This is a genomic window from Vibrio sp. 10N.286.51.E5, from assembly GCF_041469125.1.
Lineage (GTDB): Bacteria > Pseudomonadota > Gammaproteobacteria > Enterobacterales > Vibrionaceae > Vibrio > Vibrio crassostreae_C.
Genome location: NZ_JBFRJZ010000028.1, coordinates 1 through 19,778, shown reverse-complemented (window position 1 = coordinate 19,778; position 19,778 = coordinate 1). Strand labels below are relative to the sequence as shown.

Below are 19,778 nucleotides of genomic sequence, written 5' to 3'. Positions count from 1 at the left end.
CCGGAGCCCTATTTTCAAATTCATACTTCTATTGATACAGGTATCGAGTTTAGTCTTGCCAGTATGGCTCAACCTCAACACTGATTTGGCGTGTCTGTTCCATCGCATGCAGAATGGACACTTCTTGACGAGCTAACCAACGCTCTAGCTGAAGCTTCTCATCGCCTTCCAGCTTCTCAGTCAAAGGCTCTAATGTTTTAAGTGCCAGCAAGTCATCAATGCCTTGCACCATATCGGCCCAAGGTAAACGGAAACTGTTTCGCTCAGCGTCATCATACAAACTCGCGAAACCAACACCAGAATATAGGTTTCGCATCAAACGGTATTGCTGCTCAATATACGCTTGGCTGGTCATCACTCGCTCTGGCGGGAAAGCTTCCATCAAGTCTGCCCATGTGCGATCGAGTTGCTGCACGGAAAACCATTCGATACCACGACCCATTTGCTCACGCGCTTTCTCATCTAAGAAAGGCTGCCAGCCACGAGACAAGATCCAACGGCTCAAATCTAACAATAAACCGGTGTAACGAGCAGAGCTCAGCAAGGTAAGCAGATCTTCACGATCTGGCAGTTGCTCTTGCATCTCTTTAAGCTCAGCGACTAAGAACTTACGCGCATCGAGTTTACGTAGTACATGGCCTTTATCTTCCAGCAAGTCTTCGAAGTGATCATAGCTTTTCAGCCAGTCGAGCTCTTGCTCAAGCCACTTCAACTCTTGACGTAAAATCGCACTTGCTCGTCTAGGGACAATGCCGCCATAGATAGTGAAAGTTTGGCGAATAAAACTCAGCGAGTGACTGATCTCATGCAAAGCTTCAATCGATTGACGCTCTGTGAAAATCTGCTCGTGATAATGCCAATGAGCGAGAGCATGCTCTAAAGATTGAATAAAACACGATTCAACGGTATCACTTTTGTCAGTATCAACTAAGGTCAAAGGAGTAACTTCATCTCCTTGATAACCTTGAGCAAGACGGTAACCCTTAGCTGCTTTACTTAGGTTACCCAAACGCATGCCACCTTGTTCGCAGAATTGGCGAGACAATGTAAATAGCGCATCCGTTTGACCGGATTTAAGTTCCAATTCGACTTCGCAAATCGGTTCTTGCAGGTCGCCTGATTCAACAAAGCCTTGATCGAATGCGACCTCGACTTGGCTACCATCAGGCATACCAATCAACCACTGCTCACGCGTGAAGTTGGTAGAAAACAGAGGAGTCAGCTCAGCTTGCAACGTTTCGATGTCTTTACCTGTTGGCCAGATATCCTCTGGGTGCAGGGCTAGCTTAGGTTCGTTGCTGTCGTGTTCTGCATTGTATTCAGGCCTTTGATGCAGGCCAGCAACCACACGACCAGCAGTCTTTACGGTTTGTACAAATACGTCATCAAAGCGTCGAATGCGTAAGCCTGTATCGTGCTTACGTAGCCAGTTGTCAGCGGTGTCAAAGTAGATGTTACCTAGCTCACGACAACTGTGCTGAAGTACTTTAGTTTCAGCAATTTTATTGCGTAAAGTCTCTGAAAATTCAGGAGAAACAAAAAACTTCAGTTCTATCTCGGTTTCCATAGTTATACCTTTCTGTGAAGATAGGGACAGGATATTGCCAATTTGAAAAGTCGGCAAGTCAGAAATATCGCCCTTATGATGATCTAAAACAGTTTTAATGAGAGATTGATTAGGTTAACATGCGCGACTTTGTAGCCATCGCTTAACATTTCACCATGAATATGGTGTATGTTGTTTTAAGGTTATTATTTATTAGGTTGGATGACCATGCCAGTAAATACAATTATGGGGTTATTTGCAAAGTCCCCAATTAAACCTTTGCAGCGTCACGTAGTATGCGTGAACGAATGTTGTTCTCACCTAGTTAATTTCTTTGAAGTTTCTTCAAAAGGTGACTGGGAAAAAGCATCAGAAATTCGAGCTCAAATTTCTCACCTTGAGAAAGAAGCTGACGTACTAAAACGTGAAATTCGCCTTAAACTTCCTCGTGGTTTGTTTATGCCAGTTGATCGCACCGATATGTTGGAGCTATTAACTCAACAAGACAAACTCGCAAACCTAGCGAAAGACATTGCTGGCCGTGTATATGGTCGTCAACTTGTCATTCCTGCTCCTATGCAAGAAAACTTCATCGCTTACGTTAAACGTTGTCTAGATGCAGCGAACCAAGCACAAAACGTAATCAATGAATTAGACGAATTACTTGAGACTGGCTTTAAAGGCCGTGAAGTAACACTCGTTGCCGAAATGATTCATCAATTAGATGTAATTGAAGATGACACGGATGCGATGCAGATCGAACTACGCCAACAACTAATGGCAATTGAAGGCGATCTGAATCCAGTTGATATCATGTTCTTATACAAAATTCTTGAATGGGTTGGTGGTATTGCAGATCAAGCACAGCGTGTAGGCGCTCGTCTTGAAGTAATGCTTTCTCGATCTTAAATCATACGTTAACCATATAACGAAGAGCATTTTTTGAACAAACCACTTATGCGCTGAGTATTCCTCTCGCTGAGCGGTTTTTTGCGTCTAAATTTGTTCCGCTTGTTATCAAACAACTAGGTATTACGATGGATATCCTTGCTAACTACGGCACTGTCCTGATTATTGTTGCAGCAGCTTTCGGTTTCTTGATGGCTATTGGTATTGGTGCAAATGACGTTGCGAACGCAATGGGCACCTCAGTAGGCTCTAAAGCTTTAACCGTTAAACAAGCGATCATTATCGCAATGATCTTTGAATTCGCAGGTGCTTACCTTGCGGGCGGCGAAGTAACAGACACGATTCGTAAAGGTGTTATCGAAACGTCTCTATTCGCTCATCAACCAGATGTACTTGTGTACGGCATGATGTCAGCACTTCTTGCTGCGGGTACATGGCTACTTCTCGCTTCTTACATGGGCTGGCCGGTTTCTACGACTCACTCAATCATCGGTGCAATCATCGGTTTTGCGTGTATTTCTGTAGGTACTGAAGCTGTAGACTGGAACAGTGTTCAAGGTATTGTGGGTAGTTGGATTATCACACCCGTTATTTCCGGCTTCTTCGCTTACGTCATATTTGTAAGTGCTCAACGACTGATTTTTGATACAGAGAACCCGCTATTTAACGCGAAACGCTTTGTACCGGTATACATGTTCATTACAACAATGGTAATTGCACTTGTAACCATCAAGAAAGGCCTTAAGCACGTTGGTCTTCACCTAAGCAACACTGAAGCATGGGTTTGGGCTGCTGGCGTTTCTGCGCTTGTAATGATCGGCGGTTACCTATACATCCAGAAGAAATTCGCTAACCGCGAAGAAGACCACGGCTTTGCAGGTGTTGAAGGCATCTTCTCTGTACTCATGGTTATCACAGCTTGTGCGATGGCATTTGCACACGGTTCAAACGACGTTGCGAACGCGATTGGTCCACTGTCTGCTGTTGTATCAACCGTTGAGCACATGGGTGAAATCACAGGTAAGAGTACTATCGCATGGTGGATTCTTCCTCTAGGTGGATTCGGTATCGTTGTTGGTCTTGCAACAATGGGTCATAAAGTAATGGCAACCGTTGGTACTGGTATTACAGAACTAACACCAAGCCGTGGCTTTGCTGCACAACTTGCAACTGCATGTACGGTTGTACTAGCTTCAGGTACTGGCCTTCCAATCTCTACTACACAAACACTCGTTGGTGCTGTTTTAGGTGTTGGTTTTGCTCGTGGTATCGCAGCACTAAACTTAGGCGTTGTACGTAATATCGTGGCTTCTTGGATTGTGACACTACCTGCAGGTGCTCTACTTGCTGTTGTGTTCTTCTACGGAATTCAAGCTGCGTTTACTATGTAATCGCGACTGCGTTAGTGAATACTAGCGTCAGAACAGTGTGAGCTTCAGTAACGATATGTAAATGCCATGTCATTATTGACTCAAACGCACAGAAAGGGAGGCTTTGCCTCCCTTCTTTGTTGCACCGCATAAAGAAACTAAATATTATTTGCTGATTGAGGCTGACTCATACGCCTACCCAATTTGAATCGTTAAGGGATTTACTGTGAAAAAACTGATTAGCTTAGTTTTGTTCGCAATGCTTGCGGCTCCAGCTGCCTTTGCACAAGACCGTTATATTGCTGACAAACTATTTACTTATATGCATTCTGGCCCAAACAACACATTCCGTATCATCGGTAGTGTTGATGCTGGTGAAAAGATTACATTCCTACAAACTAACAAGAGTACGGGTTACACCCAAATTCAAGACAACCGTGGCCGTAAAGGTTGGGTTGAAAGCAAGTTTGTAAGCACTCAAGAAAGCATGGCACTGCGTATGCCTAAGCTAGAGAAAGAGCTGACGGAAGTTAAAGGCAAGCTAGCGAATGCTCGTCAGAGTGCTGACAGCGAAAAAGCTGGCCTAGCAAGCTCTCTAGATTCTCGTAACAAGCAGATTGCTGAACTAGAACAGAACTACAGTGAAATTAGCCAACAGCTAACGAGTTCTCAAACAGAGAACCGTGAACTGCGCGCTAAGCTAGACACTCAAAAAGACGACCTACTATTGAAGTACTTCATGTACGGTGGTGGTGTTGCGGGTATTGGTCTACTTCTAGGCCTTGTTCTGCCACACATCATGCCTCGTCGCAGAAAATCACCAAACGGTTGGGCGTAGACGTAACGCTTGTATTAGGTACAGTAAATTCAGTATCGAAGATCAAAAAGGAGCACCGAGGTGCTCCTTTTTATTTGTCTGTTATCTAGATACCTTTAGAGCTCGCTAGCCTTTCCACTCGTACAGAGCTGGGATTTCTATCTTCTGCTGATTGAACTCTATGATCACCGATTGTGGCTTAATCTCCAGCAATTGAATGTCTTGTCCAATCCAATCTCCTTGCGCCACTTCTTGACCGTTCACTTTTACCCAACGCTTGGTTTCGCTGCTCGAGTACATATGGGTTTGTAGGTCTAACTTAGGAAGGACGCCTGATAAGCTATTGGTGTGCGTTTCCAACTCAATGACCTGAGAACCCCTTTGCCCTGAGGGTCTAGAATCCATCGGCTCAGGAGCGCTTTGTTGCTCCCCCATAATAGATTCAAGCTTCAATGCCAAATCAGGTGGCAACTCACTGAGGTCTAGCCCTTGCAGCAGATCACTGTCCGATTGTAAGTCACTATTTGATTGCTGATCAGTGCTTGATTGCAGAGCAGTCGTTTCATCACTCGCGCCTGGCTGAACGGATGACGATTCAGAACTGGCTGTCATTTGAGTGTTGTTATCAGCATTAGCGAAGATCACTGCTGAGCCACCAGCGGTGTTTGCACGATTAGCGCCAGAATCAATCTGTGCATACATCTCTTGGCGTGGCAATGCTTTCAACGGTTGGCTCTCCGGTGCAGGGCGAACGGTGAACAAGGCATCTTCTTCCTCAGACACGGCATCCATGCTTGCTATATCAGCATCCGCAATTTCAGGCTCAATGTCTGATTCAGTTTTAAATTCTGGCAGAGCGACATTGGCAGCTTGGTTCACGGCTTCTTGTTGTTGGATATACGATTGATAAGCCAAGACGCCACCCACCAACAAAGAAGGAACCAAGATTAAGAGTAGCCCCATCGCTAACGATGAACCTCGCTTGTTGCTCATCCCTTTTGCAGAGTTAGGAACATGATGATTCTGGTAGCCTTTGAAGCTTGGTTTGCTAAGAGAGTGCTGATTAATAGAAGATGGCTTGTGAGACGGCTGTTTAAGTTCGTGCATAATACGTGACATTAGCTTTCGCCCCCTTCTAGTGACATCAGCTTAGGCGAATCGAGTTGAGCTAATCTCTGCAATCTTGCTAAGGTGCGCTTACCTGCAATGCCATCAACAGACATACCTTGCCACGTTTGAAATGCTTCGATTTTCATTTTTAACTCATAATCAAATACATCATTACCGGAAACAACCTCTCCTAATACTTCAGAAAGCAGTAGATCAAGCAAAGCAACCGCTTCACCTTGATAGCCCTCTTTAAGGGTCTCTCGCAGCGGCTGCTTCCAAATAGCGACGTAATCGCCTTGCCAGATTTGCTCTAAGGATTGCTTCGGCATCACCAACAGCTTTTCATTAACCAGCAACTCGACAGAATCCTTAGACACGCCATACAGCACAGCAAACACTGGTTTTTGGTCTATGTCGAGATTAAGTACCACAGGAACACCAAGTTCTAACAAGGTATCCAAACTGGCCTGCTGCTGCTCACACACAAAAACACTTTGTGGCTCACTTAAGCACAATCCATCACGCAGTGAAGATTGATATCCCCACAGCGTATACAAGTCTTTGATAGCGAGAGAACGATTGGTCCCCTGCATCAAATGTTGTTGAATGTGTTGTGGCAATTCAAACTTGGCAGGTTTTGGCTCAGCAACCAACTTAGGAACATCTGATACCAAAGAACGCTGAGTACGTGCTAACACTTCCGTCTTTGCTCCATTTGATGCATCCGTAGGCAACCAAGCATTGATATAGCTTGGAGCGAAGTTAAAGGTCGCTATTGCAAGACCAACGCTTAACGTCGCAATCCCTGCGTATTGGAATAACTTAGGCGCGACACGAGAAGTTAGAGCTTTCTCGACGTGATACACATCGGCCTGAAAGGACATAACCTGCTGACACGCTCGGTTAACCGTTTCATTGCTCGGTAGCTGCTCACCGTCATGAAAAGCCAACTGCAGTGCTTTATCACACACCAAGTTAATGAGCCTTGGAATACCATGCGTATATTGAGCAATCAGCTTGATAGAACGGTTCGAAAACAACATCTGCTCGCCACCCGCCGTCTCCAAACGAAACGCGATGTACTTGCCCGTTTCTTCGGTATTAAGAGGCAGTAAGTGATAACGACCAGTAATGCGCTGTGCTAGCTGACGTAGCTGCGTGGTTTGTAAGTGCTGTTGTAATTCCGGCTGGCCGACCAACAGTACTTTTAACAGCTTACGATTGTCGGTTTCCAAGTTTGTTAGAAGGCGTAACTGCTCCAACACATCGGCAGCGAGGTGTTGGGCTTCATCGATCACCAATAGGGTTTGAATGCCTTCGGCATGGCTATCAAGTAGAAAATAATGAATAGCCTGACTGAGCTGTTTCAACGATGCTTGTTCTGGGTACTCGACCTCAAACTCATCGCAGATAGCTTCTAGTAAATCCGTATTTGAAAACGTAGGGTTAAGTATAAGGCCAGCCTGAGTATGACTATCCAATGAAGACAACATCGCCTTAGCGACCGTTGTTTTCCCTGTACCAACCTCACCAGTAAGCATCGCAAAGCCCCCACCCTCGCCTAAACCGGCTTGTAGGTTCTGCATCGCTTCTTGATGGCGCTGACTCAAAAACAAGTAGCGAGAATTTGGTACAATCGAAAATGGCATCTCAACGAAGCCAAAATATTCCTTATACATGTGCTGCCCTATAATTACGATTAATGGAAAGTACCATTGCTTGCAGTAAAGTCCAGCAGTGATAAAACATTTCGAGGTGATAAGTTGCAAATTTACGATAGCCTACCAAAAGACAACGGGCTACAACGCTATCTAGTCGGTGGAGCAGTGCGCGATAAGCTGCTCAATATTGATAGTTATGATAGAGATTGGGTCGTGGTAGGGAGTACCCCTCAAGAGATGGAAAACCTTGGCTTTACTGCTGTGGGAAAAGATTTCCCGGTATTCTTGCACCCAAAAACCAAAGAAGAGCACGCACTGGCTCGCACTGAGAGAAAATCAGGCTCTGGTTACACAGGCTTCGAATGTTACTTCGCGCCAGACGTGAGTTTGGAAGAAGACCTGATGCGTCGAGATCTGACCATCAACGCTATAGCTCAAGATGATAAAGGCCAACTTCACGATCCTTATCATGGCCAGAAAGATCTCTCGGATCGTATCTTAAGACACGTTTCAGACGCTTTTGTTGAAGACCCTCTTCGTGTACTGCGTGTGGCTCGCTTCGCCGCCAAGCTTCACCATCTTAACTTCACGGTTGCACCTGAAACCATGGATATGATGAGTGAGATCGTCCAATCTGGTGAACTGGCACACCTTACTGCAGAGCGAGTTTGGCAAGAGTGGCATAAGTCTCTTAGTACACCGCACCCTGAAGTGTTCCTCTCTGTATTGAAAGAGTGTGGTGCATTGGCAGTCGTATTACCTGAGATTGACGCTCTATTTGGCGTCCCTCAACCTGAAAAATGGCACCCTGAAATCGACACGGGTATTCACACTCTGATGGTTGCTCAGCAAGCCGCACTATTAAGCCCATCGCTACCGGTACGCTTTGCAGCTCAAGTGCATGACTTAGGTAAAGGCGTCACACCACAAGCTGAATGGCCAAGCCATAAAATGCACTGCCACACAGGTGTTAAGATAATCAAGAAACTGTGTGAGCGAGTGAGAGTGCCCAATGAGTTCAGAGACCTTGCGTTGTTAGTGTGCGAGCAACATTCTAATATCCACCGCGCAGGCGAGCTCAAACCAACCACCTTTCTCAAGGTTCTCAACAAGTTCGATGTTTGGCGTAAGCCAGATAGGTTCGACGATATACTACTTTGCTGCCAGGCCGACCACGCAGGCCGAAAAGGGTTACAAGATCAGCCTTACCCTCAAAAAGCGCGCTTTGAAGTCGCCTACCAAGCGGCGCTTCAAGTCGAAGTTAAGGCGATTATTGCCGATGGCTTTAAAGGTAAAGATATTCGAGAAGAACAAGAGAAACGCAGAGCCATCGCAATTGAAAACGCCCTATCAGAACTCGCTAGCAGTTAATCGTCGCCGCTCTACCTAAAACGTATAAAAAGCCCGCAGTTAAGCGGGCCTTTTGTTTCAATTCTTACAGCGAGACCGTTGCCTGTGTCTGTTACTGCATCATTAAGAAAGCAAACAGACCACAACCTAGAATCAGGCGGTAGATAACGAACGGTGTCATGCCCATACGAGAGATAAGCTTCAAGAAGAAGTGGATACAGATGTAAGCACTGATGAAAGACACCGCAACGCCCGTTAGCAAAGTGCCAACATGGATTGGATCACCGCTTGTCACCAACTTAAGACCTAAATAACCACCAGCCAGAGTGATGATTGGGATAGACATCAAGAAAGAGAGTCGAGCCGCCGCTTCACGTGTGAAACCAAGGTAAAGCGCCGCGGTAATGGTTGCGCCAGAACGAGACGTGCCCGGAATGATCGCCATTGCTTGAGCAAGACCAATAAACAGCGCCTTTTTCCAACCCGCTTGGTATTCGTCATCGCGCAGGCTTGAGTTCTTGTCCACCCACCATAACAATAGACCAAAGATAATCGTTGTCGTCGCGATCACCCACGCACTGCGTAAGTAAAGTTCAACAATATCTTTCATCAACAAGCCAAAGATACACGCAGGAATCGTCGCAAGAATGATCATCCACGCTAACTTCGCTTCTTTACTACGATCGCCTTTAAACACTGAACCAAAGAATGCGCTCAACAGAGAGACCACTTCTTTACGGAAATAGATAACAACAGCTGCCAAAGTACCAACGTGGACAGCGACATCAAAAGCCAAACCTTGATCTTCCCAGCCTAAAACAGCTGAAGGAAGGATTAGGTGTGCAGAACTGGAAATAGGTAAAAACTCTGTAAAGCCTTGCACCAACGCCAATATAAACGCTTCAAAATAACTCATTACTTACCTTAAAAATTATAGTTTTATATCTACGACAGAGAGCGAGTCTAATTGCTGCATCTTCTGCCATATTTCACTGACGGTTCTTCCGTCTTGCGGGATCACTCGCGCAGGACAAAGATCATAAAGCGGCTGTGTTACAAAAGGATATTTGTAGATATCACTGCGTGGTAATTCTGGTTCACACTCAGAAACCTCCTCTCCAAACAGCACAATATCAAGATCGAGTTTTCGATCTTGTAGTTTGTGCGCATCTTGAGAGCGACCCCATTTAAACTCAATTTTACGCAGCTGCTGTGAAAATTCAGTCAATGAGAGTGACGTGTCGAGCTCTATCACAAAGTTATAAAACGGATGGCTATTAAAACCGACGGGCTCACAGTGATAGATTTTAGAGCATTTAAGGTTAGTCCCTAACGATTGAAGCTCTGTCCATGCCACCCTTGCATGCTTGTCGCGGTCTATGTTCGTGCCAACACCAACATAGGCTACTGTCATGCTTGACCTCGTTCGATGATCACACCAACGGCTTTTGCTTGTGGCACTGCGCCAGGTTTAGCCAATCGGATTTTAATCCACGGCACAGAGAACTGAGTCATAATAAGCTCTGCGACTTCTTCAGCAACACGTTCTACGAGTAGAAAACGGCCATTTGCAATGTGCTCAAGTACTGCAGTGCTCACTTTCGAATAATCCAAAGCATCAACCACATCATCACTCTTGCCTGCTGGGCGGTTGTCATGAGCCATTTCAATATCAAGCACAAGTTTTTGTTTAATCTCTTGTTCCCAATCGTAAACACCGATCGTTGTAATTACTTCTAGCTGTTCAATGAAAACTTTATCCAGTGCCATGACTTGTCCTTTTAGAGGTCGGATACCCATATGGGGGAAAAAAACGTATTATTTGCGTAATTCGAGATATGATATCAATTACTCTTGGATTGAGCATTATTTTCCCATCGTTAGGCGTATAACCGTTAAAGGACAGACATGACCCCATTGGCACTTATCATGATCATTGCTGCCTACTTACTAGGTTCAATCTCTAGTGCGGTCTTGATATGCCGAGTTTTGAGGCTCCCAGATCCTCGAACAGTAGGTTCTAACAACCCAGGAGCAACCAATGTCCTGCGTGTTGGCGGTAAAGGCGCAGCAGCTGCCGTCCTTTTGTGTGACATGCTGAAAGGCACTATCCCTGTCTGGCTTGGCTACTACCTCAAGATCGACCCAATCATTCTTGGGGTTGTGGCAATTGCGGCGTGTCTTGGCCATATGTATCCGATCTTCTTCCACTTCAAAGGTGGTAAAGGCGTGGCAACCGCACTCGGCGCTATCGCCCCAATAGGGTTCGATCTAACCGGAATGATCATGGCGACTTGGTTAGTGGTCGCGTTTTTGTTTCGTTACTCTTCTTTAGCTGCACTGGTTACTGTGCTACTTGCCCCTTTCTACGCTTGGTTAGTCAAACCTCAATACACACTGCCTGTAGCCATGTTGTGTTGTTTGATCGTGTTGCGTCACCATCAGAATATCCGCCGCCTACTCGATGGCAGCGAACCAAAACTCGGACAAAAAAAATCGGCTTAAACTGTCACGTCTAAGCCGAACCATAATATTCAGTATTTAAAGCTTACAGCAGATGTTTATCTAAAAACGTCTTCAGCATTGTGTTCACAAACTCTGGTTGCTCTAACGAGCTAATATGACCTGCGCCAGGAATCACCACTAATTCACTGCCCGTAATGCAATCGTGCATTAGGTATGACTCAAGTACCGGACGTGGTTTGTCTTCTTGTCCTACCGCAATCAACACAGGTAGCGCGAAGTTCTCTACTGATTCGATCATATCACGACGTCCAAAGACCATTCGACCGATGCGCGCCACTTCTTCCGCTTTATCACCCTTAAGTTCAGATAACTGCTGAGTAAAACCTTCCACTAAAGCTGGCGTGTTGGTTTGCGTATCATTAGCGAAGAACAGTGGCACAACCGCTTCAACAATTGGCTGAGGAACCGTCTTGGTTTGAGTGATGGTATCTAACATGCTGAAGTACTTTGCGTGAGCAACCTCTGGTTCTAAACCCACAAAAGTATCCATTAGAACCAAAGACTTAATACGTGAAGGTGCAAGTTCCGCTAACTCTGTTCCCCACATACCGCCAACCGATAAGCCAACCACTGAGAATTCTTCGATCTCTAAATGATCAAGCAGAGCCAAAACGTGCTGAGCGTAATCTTTCAAGTTACGCATCGAAGCGGGTGCAGCTTGAGACTCACCGTGAGACCAAAGCTCTGGAACAATACAGCGATACTGAGTTTTTAATGCTTCGATCTGCGGCTTCCACATTGCACTATCCCAAAGGTAGCTGTGGCCGAGTACAACAACAGGGCCTTGACCTTCATCTAGGTACGCCATCGATTGATTGTCTACTGTGAACTTGTTCATTTTCTTCCCTAATCTCTATCAGCAATTATTTATCGACATACGGTCGGTAAGCTAGGATATAAAAACGGCCGCACTAGGCGACCGTTTATCGAAACATCTTGATGTATTAAGCAATTGGCTCTAATTGGTCAATCGGCCAACGTGGTGTTGCTTGAACTGAAAGATCTGCAGTCTCGCCATTTTTCAGGCGCTGCATGCCCGCATAAGCGATCATCGCACCGTTATCTGTACAGAATTCTGTGCGTGGGTAGTACACCTCACCACCGATTTTCTTAGCAAGAGCTTCAAGCTCAACACGCAGTTGCTTGTTAGCACTTACACCGCCAGCAATCACTATACGTTTCATGCCTGTTTCTACCAAGGCGCGCTTACACTTGATTACTAAGGTTGCACAAACAGCTTCTTGGAATGCATAAGCAATATCAGCACGAGTCTGGTTATCATTATCGTTATCACGAATGGTATTCGCTGCGAACGTCTTCAGACCAGAAAAGCTCATATCTAGACCTGGACGATCGGTCATTGGACGCGGGAACTTAAAACGACCCGGAGTGCCTTTTTCTGCCAAGCGAGATAGCAGTGGACCACCAGGGTAATCTAAGCCCATCAGCTTCGCGGTTTTATCAAACGCTTCACCCGCTGCATCATCAATCGATTCACCAAGAATTCGGTATTCACCAATGCCTTTCACTTCTACCATCATAGTATGGCCGCCAGAAACCAGCAGAGCCACAAATGGGAATGGAGGTGGATTGTCTTCTAACATTGGCGCAAGAAGGTGGCCTTCCATATGATGGACAGGCACAGCAGGCACGCCCCACGCATAAGCAATACTGCGACCAATCGTTGCACCTACAAGCAAAGCGCCCACTAAACCTGGACCAGCCGTGTAAGCCACACCATCAATGTCTTTCGACGTTAGGTTCGCTTCAGCTAATGCCGCTTTAATAAGAGGAATTGTTTTTTTCACGTGGTCACGCGAAGCTAGCTCAGGTACCACACCACCGTAATCGGCGTGCAGCTTTACTTGGCTATATAATTGATGAGAAAGCAGCCCTTGCTCATCATCATAAATCGCGATTCCTGTTTCATCACAAGAGGTTTCAATACCAATAATGCGCATAATTTTCTCGGCACGCTTTCGTCTAAAATGGGAAATTAGCGCAATATTACCCTGCCTAAGCTCTTCAAACAAATATTGTACAGACTATAATCGACAAAGTGCTTTACAAAGCCACTGTGATCGGATTAAAATTCCGCACCATTTTTGATCAAGCTGGTTAATGGCCAAACGCGAATAGAGAGTTAGCTCGATGGGTAACTTCTCTGATTTGGTACTGAGTGGCCAGCGATAATGAATAACCCCTGAGGTGAAAGGCATATGCCAATAGTTAAAGTACGTGAAAACGAACCGTTCGACGTTGCACTACGTCGTTTCAAGCGCTCTTGTGAAAAAGCAGGTATCCTTTCTGAAGTTCGCCGTCGCGAGCACTACGAAAAGCCAACTACAGTTCGCAAACGCGCTAAAGCAGCAGCTCAAAAGCGTCACGCTAAGAAGCTAGCTCGCGAAAACGCACGTCGCGTTCGCCTGTACTAATAACTTAATCCATAAGGACTGAGTTATGGCTCTTATTGAACAACTCAAAGAAGAGCAAAAATTAGCGATGAAAGCCAAGGACAAACCGCGCCTTGGCACTATCCGCTTAGCTCTTTCAGCAATTAAGCAACGTGAAGTTGACGAACGGATCACTCTGAACGACGACGACATTCTTGCTGTATTAGTTAAAATGGTTAAGCAACGTCGCGATTCTGTTGCTCAATATGAATCGGCAAATCGTCAAGATCTTGCTGACGTGGAAAAAGCAGAAATTACGGTACTTGAAGGCTTTATGCCTCAACCGCTAACTGATGAAGAAGTTATTGCACTACTTGATAGCGCAATCGCCGAAGCTCAACCAGCGGGCATGCAAGACATGGGTAAAGTAATGGCTATCTTGAAACCACAAATTCAAGGGCGTGCAGATATGGGTAAAGTTAGTGGTTTAGTTCGTTCTAAACTCGCTTAATCCCAAATCAAATTGCAACAAGCCGTGCAATCCTTCGGAACGCACGGCTTGTTTGTATCTGTAACCTATTCAAACTATTATTATCCACACTCTCAGTTAGTGCATTTTTCTAAGGTTTTATGGCAGGACACATCCCGCGTAGTTTCATCGATGATCTCCTAGCGCGTCTCGACATTGTCGACATTGTGGACGCACGCGTGAAACTTAAGAAAAAAGGCAAAAACTATGGTGCTTGTTGCCCATTCCACAACGAAAAGACCCCTTCTTTTAGCGTAAGCCAAGAAAAACAGTTTTATCACTGCTTTGGTTGTGGCGTACACGGTAATGCTATCGACTTCATTATGGAGTTCGAACGTCTCGATTTTGTTGAAGCTATTGAAGAGCTAGCCTCTTTCTTAGGCCTCGATGTTCCTAGAGAACAGCGCAGCGGCGAGATATCAACAGCACCAAGAGCCAACAGCGAACAAAAACGTAACCTCTACGATTTGATGGGCGGTATCAGTAATTTTTACCGCTCTCAACTGAAAATATCAGCCAACAAACCTGCGATTGATTACCTAAAGAATCGTGGCCTTTCGGGCGAGATCGTCCAGAAGTTTGGCATTGGGTATGTGGCCGATGAGTGGGACTTAGTTCGTAAGAACTTTGGCCAACAGAAAGAAGCCCAAGACATGCTCGTGACTGGCGGCATGTTAATTGAGAACGATAAAGGTAACCGATACGACCGATTCCGTGGACGCGTAATGTTCCCGATTCGCGATCGTCGTGGCCGTGTGATTGGTTTTGGTGGTCGTGTATTAGAAGACGGTACTCCAAAATATCTCAACTCACCAGAAACGCCTATCTTCCATAAAGGTAAAGAGCTTTACGGCCTTTATGAAGTGCTGCAAGCCTACCGTGAACCGCCGCAAATACTTGTGGTTGAAGGTTACATGGATGTCGTGGCACTCGCGCAATATGGTGTTGATTACTCAGTAGCATCACTGGGCACCTCGACAACCGGCGACCATGTTCAAATGTTGTTCCGTCAAACCAGCACTGTGGTTTGTTGTTACGATGGTGACCGAGCAGGTAAAGAGGCCGCATGGCGCGCACTAGAAAACGCGCTTGAATACCTGAAAACCGGTAACACGCTTAAGTTTCTATTCTTGCCCGACGGTGAAGATCCAGACAGCTATATTAGAGAGCATGGCAAAGCCGCTTTTGAACAGCTGGTCCACAATGCGACACCGCTTTCGACCTATTTGTTCGATAACCTGATTGAAATACACAAGTTAAACTTGGGAACAACCGAAGGGAAATCAGCACTGCGTGCACACGCCAGCGCCTTGATTAATAAAATCCCTGACAGTTACTTCCAAGAATTGCTCGAAAAACTGCTCGATGAGCGAACTGGATTTGATAACCAATTGAGACGTGCGCGTGTTCATACACAGAACCCGACACCTCAACCACATAAAGAGCTGAAGCGCACTCCAATGCGTGAAGTTATCGCTTTGCTTATCCAAAATCCGAGCTATGCTGATATGGTACCGGATTTATCAAGTGTCAAAGGCTTACAATTGCCTGGGCTAAGTTTATTCGTCGAAGTACTTGATAAATGCCACGCGCATCCCCATATCAACACAGGCCAATTATTAGAGCATTGGCGACACAATAAACATGAGGCTCTTCTGTCTCGTCTCGCGAGCTGGGAAATCCCCCTCGACGAAGACAATCAAGAAGACATATTTTTAGACTCATTGGACAACATACTTGCCCAGTGCGTTGAAAAACAAATTGAAAACCTGCAGGCCAAAGCAAGAAGCGTCGGTTTATCAGCCGAAGAAAAAAGGGAGCTACTAGCTTTAATGCTAGATCTAAAAGCGTAACCCTGTTTGATTAGTCAGCATTTAATAAATTTGTTAACATAATTGGTTTGCATTTGAGAATGCAACGTCCTTCACCAGACCTGAAGTTGGATATCATCTATGGATCAAAATCCGCAGTCACAGCTTAAATTACTTGTTATTAAAGGCAAGGAACAAGGCTATCTGACCTACGCCGAAGTAAACGACCACCTACCTGCAGAAATCGTGGATTCTGAACAGGTAGAAGACATCATTCAAATGATCAACGACATGGGTATCAAGGTAGTTGAAACTGCACCTGATGCTGATGATCTAGCACTTAATGATGACGATGCCAATATAGATGAAGATGCAGCCGAAGCTGCAGCTGCTGCGCTTTCAAGCGTAGAAAGCGAGATTGGCCGTACTACTGACCCAGTTCGTATGTACATGCGTGAAATGGGTACGGTTGAACTACTGACTCGTGAAGGCGAAATCGACATTGCGAAACGTATTGAAGATGGTATCAATACAGTTCAACTATCGGTTGCTGAGTACCCAGGCACTATTCCATACATCTTGGAACAGTTTGACCGCGTACAAGCAGAAGAGATTCGCTTAACAGACCTAATCAATGGCTTTGTTGACCCAGACGACGATGGCACAGCTGCGCCAACGGCGACTCACATCGGTTCAGAACTTGCTGAAACTGATCTGGAAGACGAAGACAAAGAAGACGCAGAAGACGACGAGGAAGAGGAAGAAGAAGATACAGGTATCGATCCTGAACTTGCTCTTGAGAAGTTCACAGCACTTCGTACTAGCTACCAGAATCGTCAACTAGCGATCAACGAGTACGGCCATGAAAGCCCGAAAGCAATGCTTGCAACGACAATGATGCAAGACGTATTCAAAGAGTTCCGTCTAACACCAAAACAGTTTGATTTCCTAGTAAACGAACTGCGTAACTCTATGGATCGTGTACGTACTCAAGAACGCCTAATCATGCGTCAAACGGTTGAGTACGGCAAAATGCCGAAGAAATCTTTCATTGCTCTATTTACTGGCAACGAATCTAGCGAAGCATGGTTGGATGAAGTTCTTGCTTCAGACAAGCCATACGCAGAAAAGATTAAACGTAACGAGCACGACATCCGTCGCTCTATCCAAAAGCTGGATATGATCGAACGTGAAACGTCTCTTACTGTTCAAAGCATCAAAGATATCAGCCGTCGCATGTCTATCGGTGAAGCGAAAGCTCGTCGTGCGAAGAAAGAGATGGTTGAAGCGAACTTACGTCTAGTAATCTCGATTGCTAAGAAGTACACAAACCGTGGTCTACAATTCCTGGATCTAATCCAAGAAGGTAACATCGGTCTGATGAAAGCGGTAGATAAGTTTGAATACCGTCGTGGTTACAAGTTCTCTACTTACGCTACTTGGTGGATCCGTCAAGCAATCACTCGTTCGATTGCCGACCAAGCTCGTACTATCCGTATTCCGGTTCACATGATCGAAACGATCAACAAACTAAACCGTATCTCTCGTCAAATGCTACAAGAGATGGGTCGTGAACCACTTCCGGAAGAACTGGCTGAACGCATGCAAATGCCTGAAGACAAGATCCGTAAAGTACTGAAAATCGCTAAAGAGCCAATCTCAATGGAGACACCAATCGGTGACGACGAAGATTCGCACCTAGGTGATTTCATCGAGGATACAACGCTAGAACTACCTCTAGACTCTGCAACGGCAACCAGCCTACGCGGTGCAACTAAAGACGTTCTTGCAGGCCTAACACCTCGTGAAGCTAAAGTACTGCGTATGCGTTTCGGTATCGACATGAACACTGACCACACTCTTGAAGAGGTTGGTAAACAGTTCGACGTAACTCGTGAACGTATCCGTCAGATCGAAGCAAAAGCACTGCGTAAACTTCGTCACCCAAGCCGCTCAGAAACTCTGCGTAGCTTCCTAGACGAGTAATCGCACACTCAAGTGTGGTTAGCTTTTAAGCATAAATAAGAAAAGGTGAGCGTTGGCTCACCTTTTTTTTATCTGTGTGATTTAAGTGGCTAAGATGTAAGCGGAATTGCTCCTTATAGTGTCTAGACACCATTGAACGCTTCCCCTATAATCTATGCCCTACGGCCCCTTAGCTCAGTGGTTAGAGCGCACGACTCATAATCGTTCGGTCCCCAGTTCAAATCTGGGAGGGGCCACCAAATTAGAAAAGCCAGAACAGTTCACGCTGCTCTGGCTTTTTGCTTTTCTGATTCAGTACCAATCACACCCTGCACTTCCGAACCAAAAACGAATCGTCCCGCACACAATTCCAATTGCCTCTCTGTGACTAAACATACTTTTCTTTTATAAAAAAATCGGCAATATGAGAGTACATAAATCGCTCAATAGTTCAGGGAAGACTCATGAAAGACGAAACACTCTCGATTCACTTCGGTTACGACACTGATCCAACAACCAAATCGGTTGCCACTCCAATCTACCAAACCGTCGCGTACGAATTCGATGACGCACAACATGGCGCCGACCTGTTTAACCTTGCGGTGCCAGGTAATATCTACACACGGATAATGAATCCAACCAATGATGTGTTAGAAAAACGCATGGCAGCCTTAGAAGGGGGGATTGCAGGCTTAGTGGTAAGTGCGGGCAGTGCTGCGATCAACTACGCGATTCAGACGTTGGCGCAAATCGGTGACAACATTGTCTCAACGCCTCAGCTTTACGGTGGTACTTACACCCTATTTGCTCACATGTTGCCAAACCAAGGAATTGAAGTTCGTTTTGCTAAAGACGACAAACCAGAAAGCTTAGCGGCACTGATCGATGAAAAAACCAAGGCGGTTTACTGTGAAAGTATTGGTAACCCTGCTGGTAATATCATCGACTTAGAACGTGTTGCAGAACTTGCCCACGCACAAGGAGTGCCTGTGATTGTTGATAACACAGTCGCGACGCCTGTGCTGTGTAAACCTATCGATTTTGGTGCTGACATCGTGGTGCACTCACTAACCAAATACGTGGGTGGTCACGGTACAACGTTAGGTGGCGTGATTGTCGATTCAGGAAAATTCCCATGGGCAGAGCACAAAGAGCGCTTCCCTGTTTTTAATCAGCCAGAGCCTTCTTATCATGGCGTGGTTTATACCGAGGCATTTGGTGAGGCTGCGTTTATTGGTCGAGCTAGAACGGTTCCCCTACGTAATACAGGTGCAGCACTGTCGCCAATGAATGCTTTCATGTTGATGCAAGGCTTGGAGACATTGTCGTTACGTATGGAGCGACACACAGAGAATGCCTTGAAAGTGGCAGAATACCTCAGCCAACACGAAAAAGTCAGTTGGGTAAGCTACGCTGGTCTGCCTAGCTCAGAATTCTACCCGCTTGCTGAAAAATACATGCAGGGTAAGCCATCGGCTATTCTATCTTTTGGTTTAAAAGACGGTTATGAAGCCGGTGTTCGCTTCTATGATGCACTGCAAATCTTCAAGCGCTTAGTTAACATTGGCGATGCGAAATCTCTCGCTTGTCACCCAGCTTCGACGACACACCGTCAACTAAGCGAAGCTGAACAGAAACAAGCCGGTGTATCACCGGAGATGATTCGCCTATCAGTAGGTATCGAGCACATTGACGATATCTTGGCTGACCTAGAGCAAGCACTGAGCGCTTAATGACGCTACAGCTAGCTCTAACACTGATCGTTAACTAACAGAATCGAGTAGGAGGAGG

Annotated in this window: 18 protein-coding genes and 1 tRNA gene; 11 read left to right on the top strand and 8 right to left on the bottom strand. The window is 45.7% G+C overall.

Going from position 1 to position 19,778, the window contains the following annotated elements; all coding sequences use genetic code 11:
- Nucleotides 1-49 precede the first annotated feature (49 nt).
- Entirely contained in the window at nt 50-1,567 is a 1,518-nt protein-coding gene (locus tag AB4161_RS11040; RefSeq protein WP_017069482.1) for an inorganic triphosphatase, read from the bottom strand.
- Nucleotides 1,568-1,774: 207 nt separating this feature from the next.
- On the opposite strand from AB4161_RS11040, the gene AB4161_RS11035 reads away from it, so the two are divergent.
- From AB4161_RS11035 to AB4161_RS11025, 3 genes are all read left to right on the top strand, one after another.
- A complete protein-coding gene (locus AB4161_RS11035; protein WP_010434644.1) occupies nt 1,775-2,455 on the top strand; it encodes a TIGR00153 family protein in 681 nt (226 codons plus the stop codon).
- Nucleotides 2,456-2,583: 128 nt separating this feature from the next.
- The gene (locus tag AB4161_RS11030) at nt 2,584-3,846 is read left to right on the top strand and encodes an inorganic phosphate transporter (RefSeq protein ID WP_017061418.1); all 1,263 of its coding nucleotides are present in this window, start codon (nt 2,584-2,586) and stop codon (nt 3,844-3,846) included.
- 205 nt (nt 3,847-4,051) lie between these two features.
- Nucleotides 4,052-4,663, top strand: coding sequence for a TIGR04211 family SH3 domain-containing protein (locus AB4161_RS11025; protein ID WP_017062917.1), 612 nt, complete (start codon nt 4,052-4,054; stop codon nt 4,661-4,663).
- A gap of 105 nt (nt 4,664-4,768) precedes the next feature.
- On the opposite strand, the gene AB4161_RS11020 is transcribed toward AB4161_RS11025, so the two are convergent.
- Both AB4161_RS11020 and AB4161_RS11015 read right to left on the bottom strand, forming a co-directional pair.
- Nucleotides 4,769-5,761: a general secretion pathway protein GspB gene (locus AB4161_RS11020; RefSeq protein WP_136982226.1), complete on the bottom strand. Its 993-nt coding sequence runs from the start codon at nt 5,759-5,761 to the stop codon at nt 4,769-4,771.
- On the bottom strand, nt 5,761-7,431 hold the full coding sequence (locus tag AB4161_RS11015; protein ID WP_198599054.1) for an ExeA family protein: 1,671 nt from the start codon (nt 7,429-7,431) through the stop codon (nt 5,761-5,763). The genes AB4161_RS11020 and AB4161_RS11015 overlap by 1 nt, the downstream gene beginning before the upstream one ends.
- Nucleotides 7,432-7,467: 36 nt before the next feature.
- Here AB4161_RS11015 and AB4161_RS11010 point away from each other — a divergent pair, with 36 nt between their 5' ends.
- Nucleotides 7,468-8,784 carry a multifunctional CCA addition/repair protein gene (locus AB4161_RS11010; protein WP_372083345.1) on the top strand — a complete coding sequence of 439 codons (1,317 nt, stop codon included), beginning with the start codon at nt 7,468-7,470 and terminating at the stop codon, nt 8,782-8,784.
- Between the two features lie 91 nt (nt 8,785-8,875).
- Here AB4161_RS11010 and AB4161_RS11005 read toward each other — a convergent pair whose 3' ends face one another.
- From AB4161_RS11005 to folB, 3 genes are read right to left on the bottom strand one after another with little or no spacing between them, the layout of a single operon-like run.
- Nucleotides 8,876-9,679 (bottom strand): undecaprenyl-diphosphate phosphatase, encoded by an 804-nt coding sequence (locus AB4161_RS11005; protein ID WP_017069477.1) that lies wholly within the window; start codon nt 9,677-9,679, stop codon nt 8,876-8,878.
- Between the two features lie 15 nt (nt 9,680-9,694).
- On the bottom strand, nt 9,695-10,177 hold the full coding sequence (gene folK, locus AB4161_RS11000; RefSeq protein WP_017062921.1) for a 2-amino-4-hydroxy-6-hydroxymethyldihydropteridine diphosphokinase: 483 nt from the start codon (nt 10,175-10,177) through the stop codon (nt 9,695-9,697).
- Nucleotides 10,174-10,533 carry a dihydroneopterin aldolase gene (gene folB / locus AB4161_RS10995; protein ID WP_017061412.1) on the bottom strand — a complete coding sequence of 120 codons (360 nt, stop codon included), beginning with the start codon at nt 10,531-10,533 and terminating at the stop codon, nt 10,174-10,176. Before folB ends, folK begins: the two co-directional genes overlap by 4 nt.
- A gap of 138 nt (nt 10,534-10,671) precedes the next feature.
- Here folB and plsY point away from each other — a divergent pair, with 138 nt between their 5' ends.
- Nucleotides 10,672-11,268 (top strand): glycerol-3-phosphate 1-O-acyltransferase PlsY, encoded by a 597-nt coding sequence (gene plsY / locus AB4161_RS10990; RefSeq protein ID WP_009847793.1) that lies wholly within the window; start codon nt 10,672-10,674, stop codon nt 11,266-11,268.
- 43 nt (nt 11,269-11,311) lie between these two features.
- Here plsY and AB4161_RS10985 read toward each other — a convergent pair whose 3' ends face one another.
- A complete protein-coding gene (locus tag AB4161_RS10985) occupies nt 11,312-12,127 on the bottom strand; it encodes an alpha/beta fold hydrolase (RefSeq protein ID WP_372083344.1) in 816 nt (271 codons plus the stop codon).
- Nucleotides 12,128-12,233: 106 nt separating this feature from the next.
- A complete protein-coding gene (gene tsaD, locus AB4161_RS10980) occupies nt 12,234-13,250 on the bottom strand; it encodes a tRNA (adenosine(37)-N6)-threonylcarbamoyltransferase complex transferase subunit TsaD (protein ID WP_372083343.1) in 1,017 nt (338 codons plus the stop codon).
- A 258-nt stretch (nt 13,251-13,508) separates the two neighbouring features.
- On the opposite strand from tsaD, the gene rpsU reads away from it, so the two are divergent.
- From rpsU to AB4161_RS10950, 6 genes are all read left to right on the top strand, one after another.
- A complete protein-coding gene (gene rpsU / locus AB4161_RS10975) occupies nt 13,509-13,724 on the top strand; it encodes a 30S ribosomal protein S21 (RefSeq protein ID WP_004396009.1) in 216 nt (71 codons plus the stop codon).
- A 25-nt stretch (nt 13,725-13,749) separates the two neighbouring features.
- A complete protein-coding gene (locus tag AB4161_RS10970) occupies nt 13,750-14,193 on the top strand; it encodes a GatB/YqeY domain-containing protein (protein ID WP_017069475.1) in 444 nt (147 codons plus the stop codon).
- Nucleotides 14,194-14,312: 119 nt separating this feature from the next.
- Nucleotides 14,313-16,064: a DNA primase gene (dnaG, locus tag AB4161_RS10965; protein WP_017069474.1), complete on the top strand. Its 1,752-nt coding sequence runs from the start codon at nt 14,313-14,315 to the stop codon at nt 16,062-16,064.
- A gap of 99 nt (nt 16,065-16,163) precedes the next feature.
- Complete coding sequence (gene rpoD, locus AB4161_RS10960) at nt 16,164-18,008, top strand: RNA polymerase sigma factor RpoD (RefSeq protein WP_017069473.1); 1,845 nt, start codon at nt 16,164-16,166, stop codon at nt 18,006-18,008.
- A gap of 163 nt (nt 18,009-18,171) precedes the next feature.
- Nucleotides 18,172-18,247, top strand: a tRNA-Ile gene (locus tag AB4161_RS10955).
- A 204-nt stretch (nt 18,248-18,451) separates the two neighbouring features.
- The gene (locus AB4161_RS10950) at nt 18,452-19,720 is read left to right on the top strand and encodes an O-acetylhomoserine aminocarboxypropyltransferase/cysteine synthase family protein (RefSeq protein WP_102433154.1); all 1,269 of its coding nucleotides are present in this window, start codon (nt 18,452-18,454) and stop codon (nt 19,718-19,720) included.
- Nucleotides 19,721-19,778 lie beyond the last annotated feature (58 nt).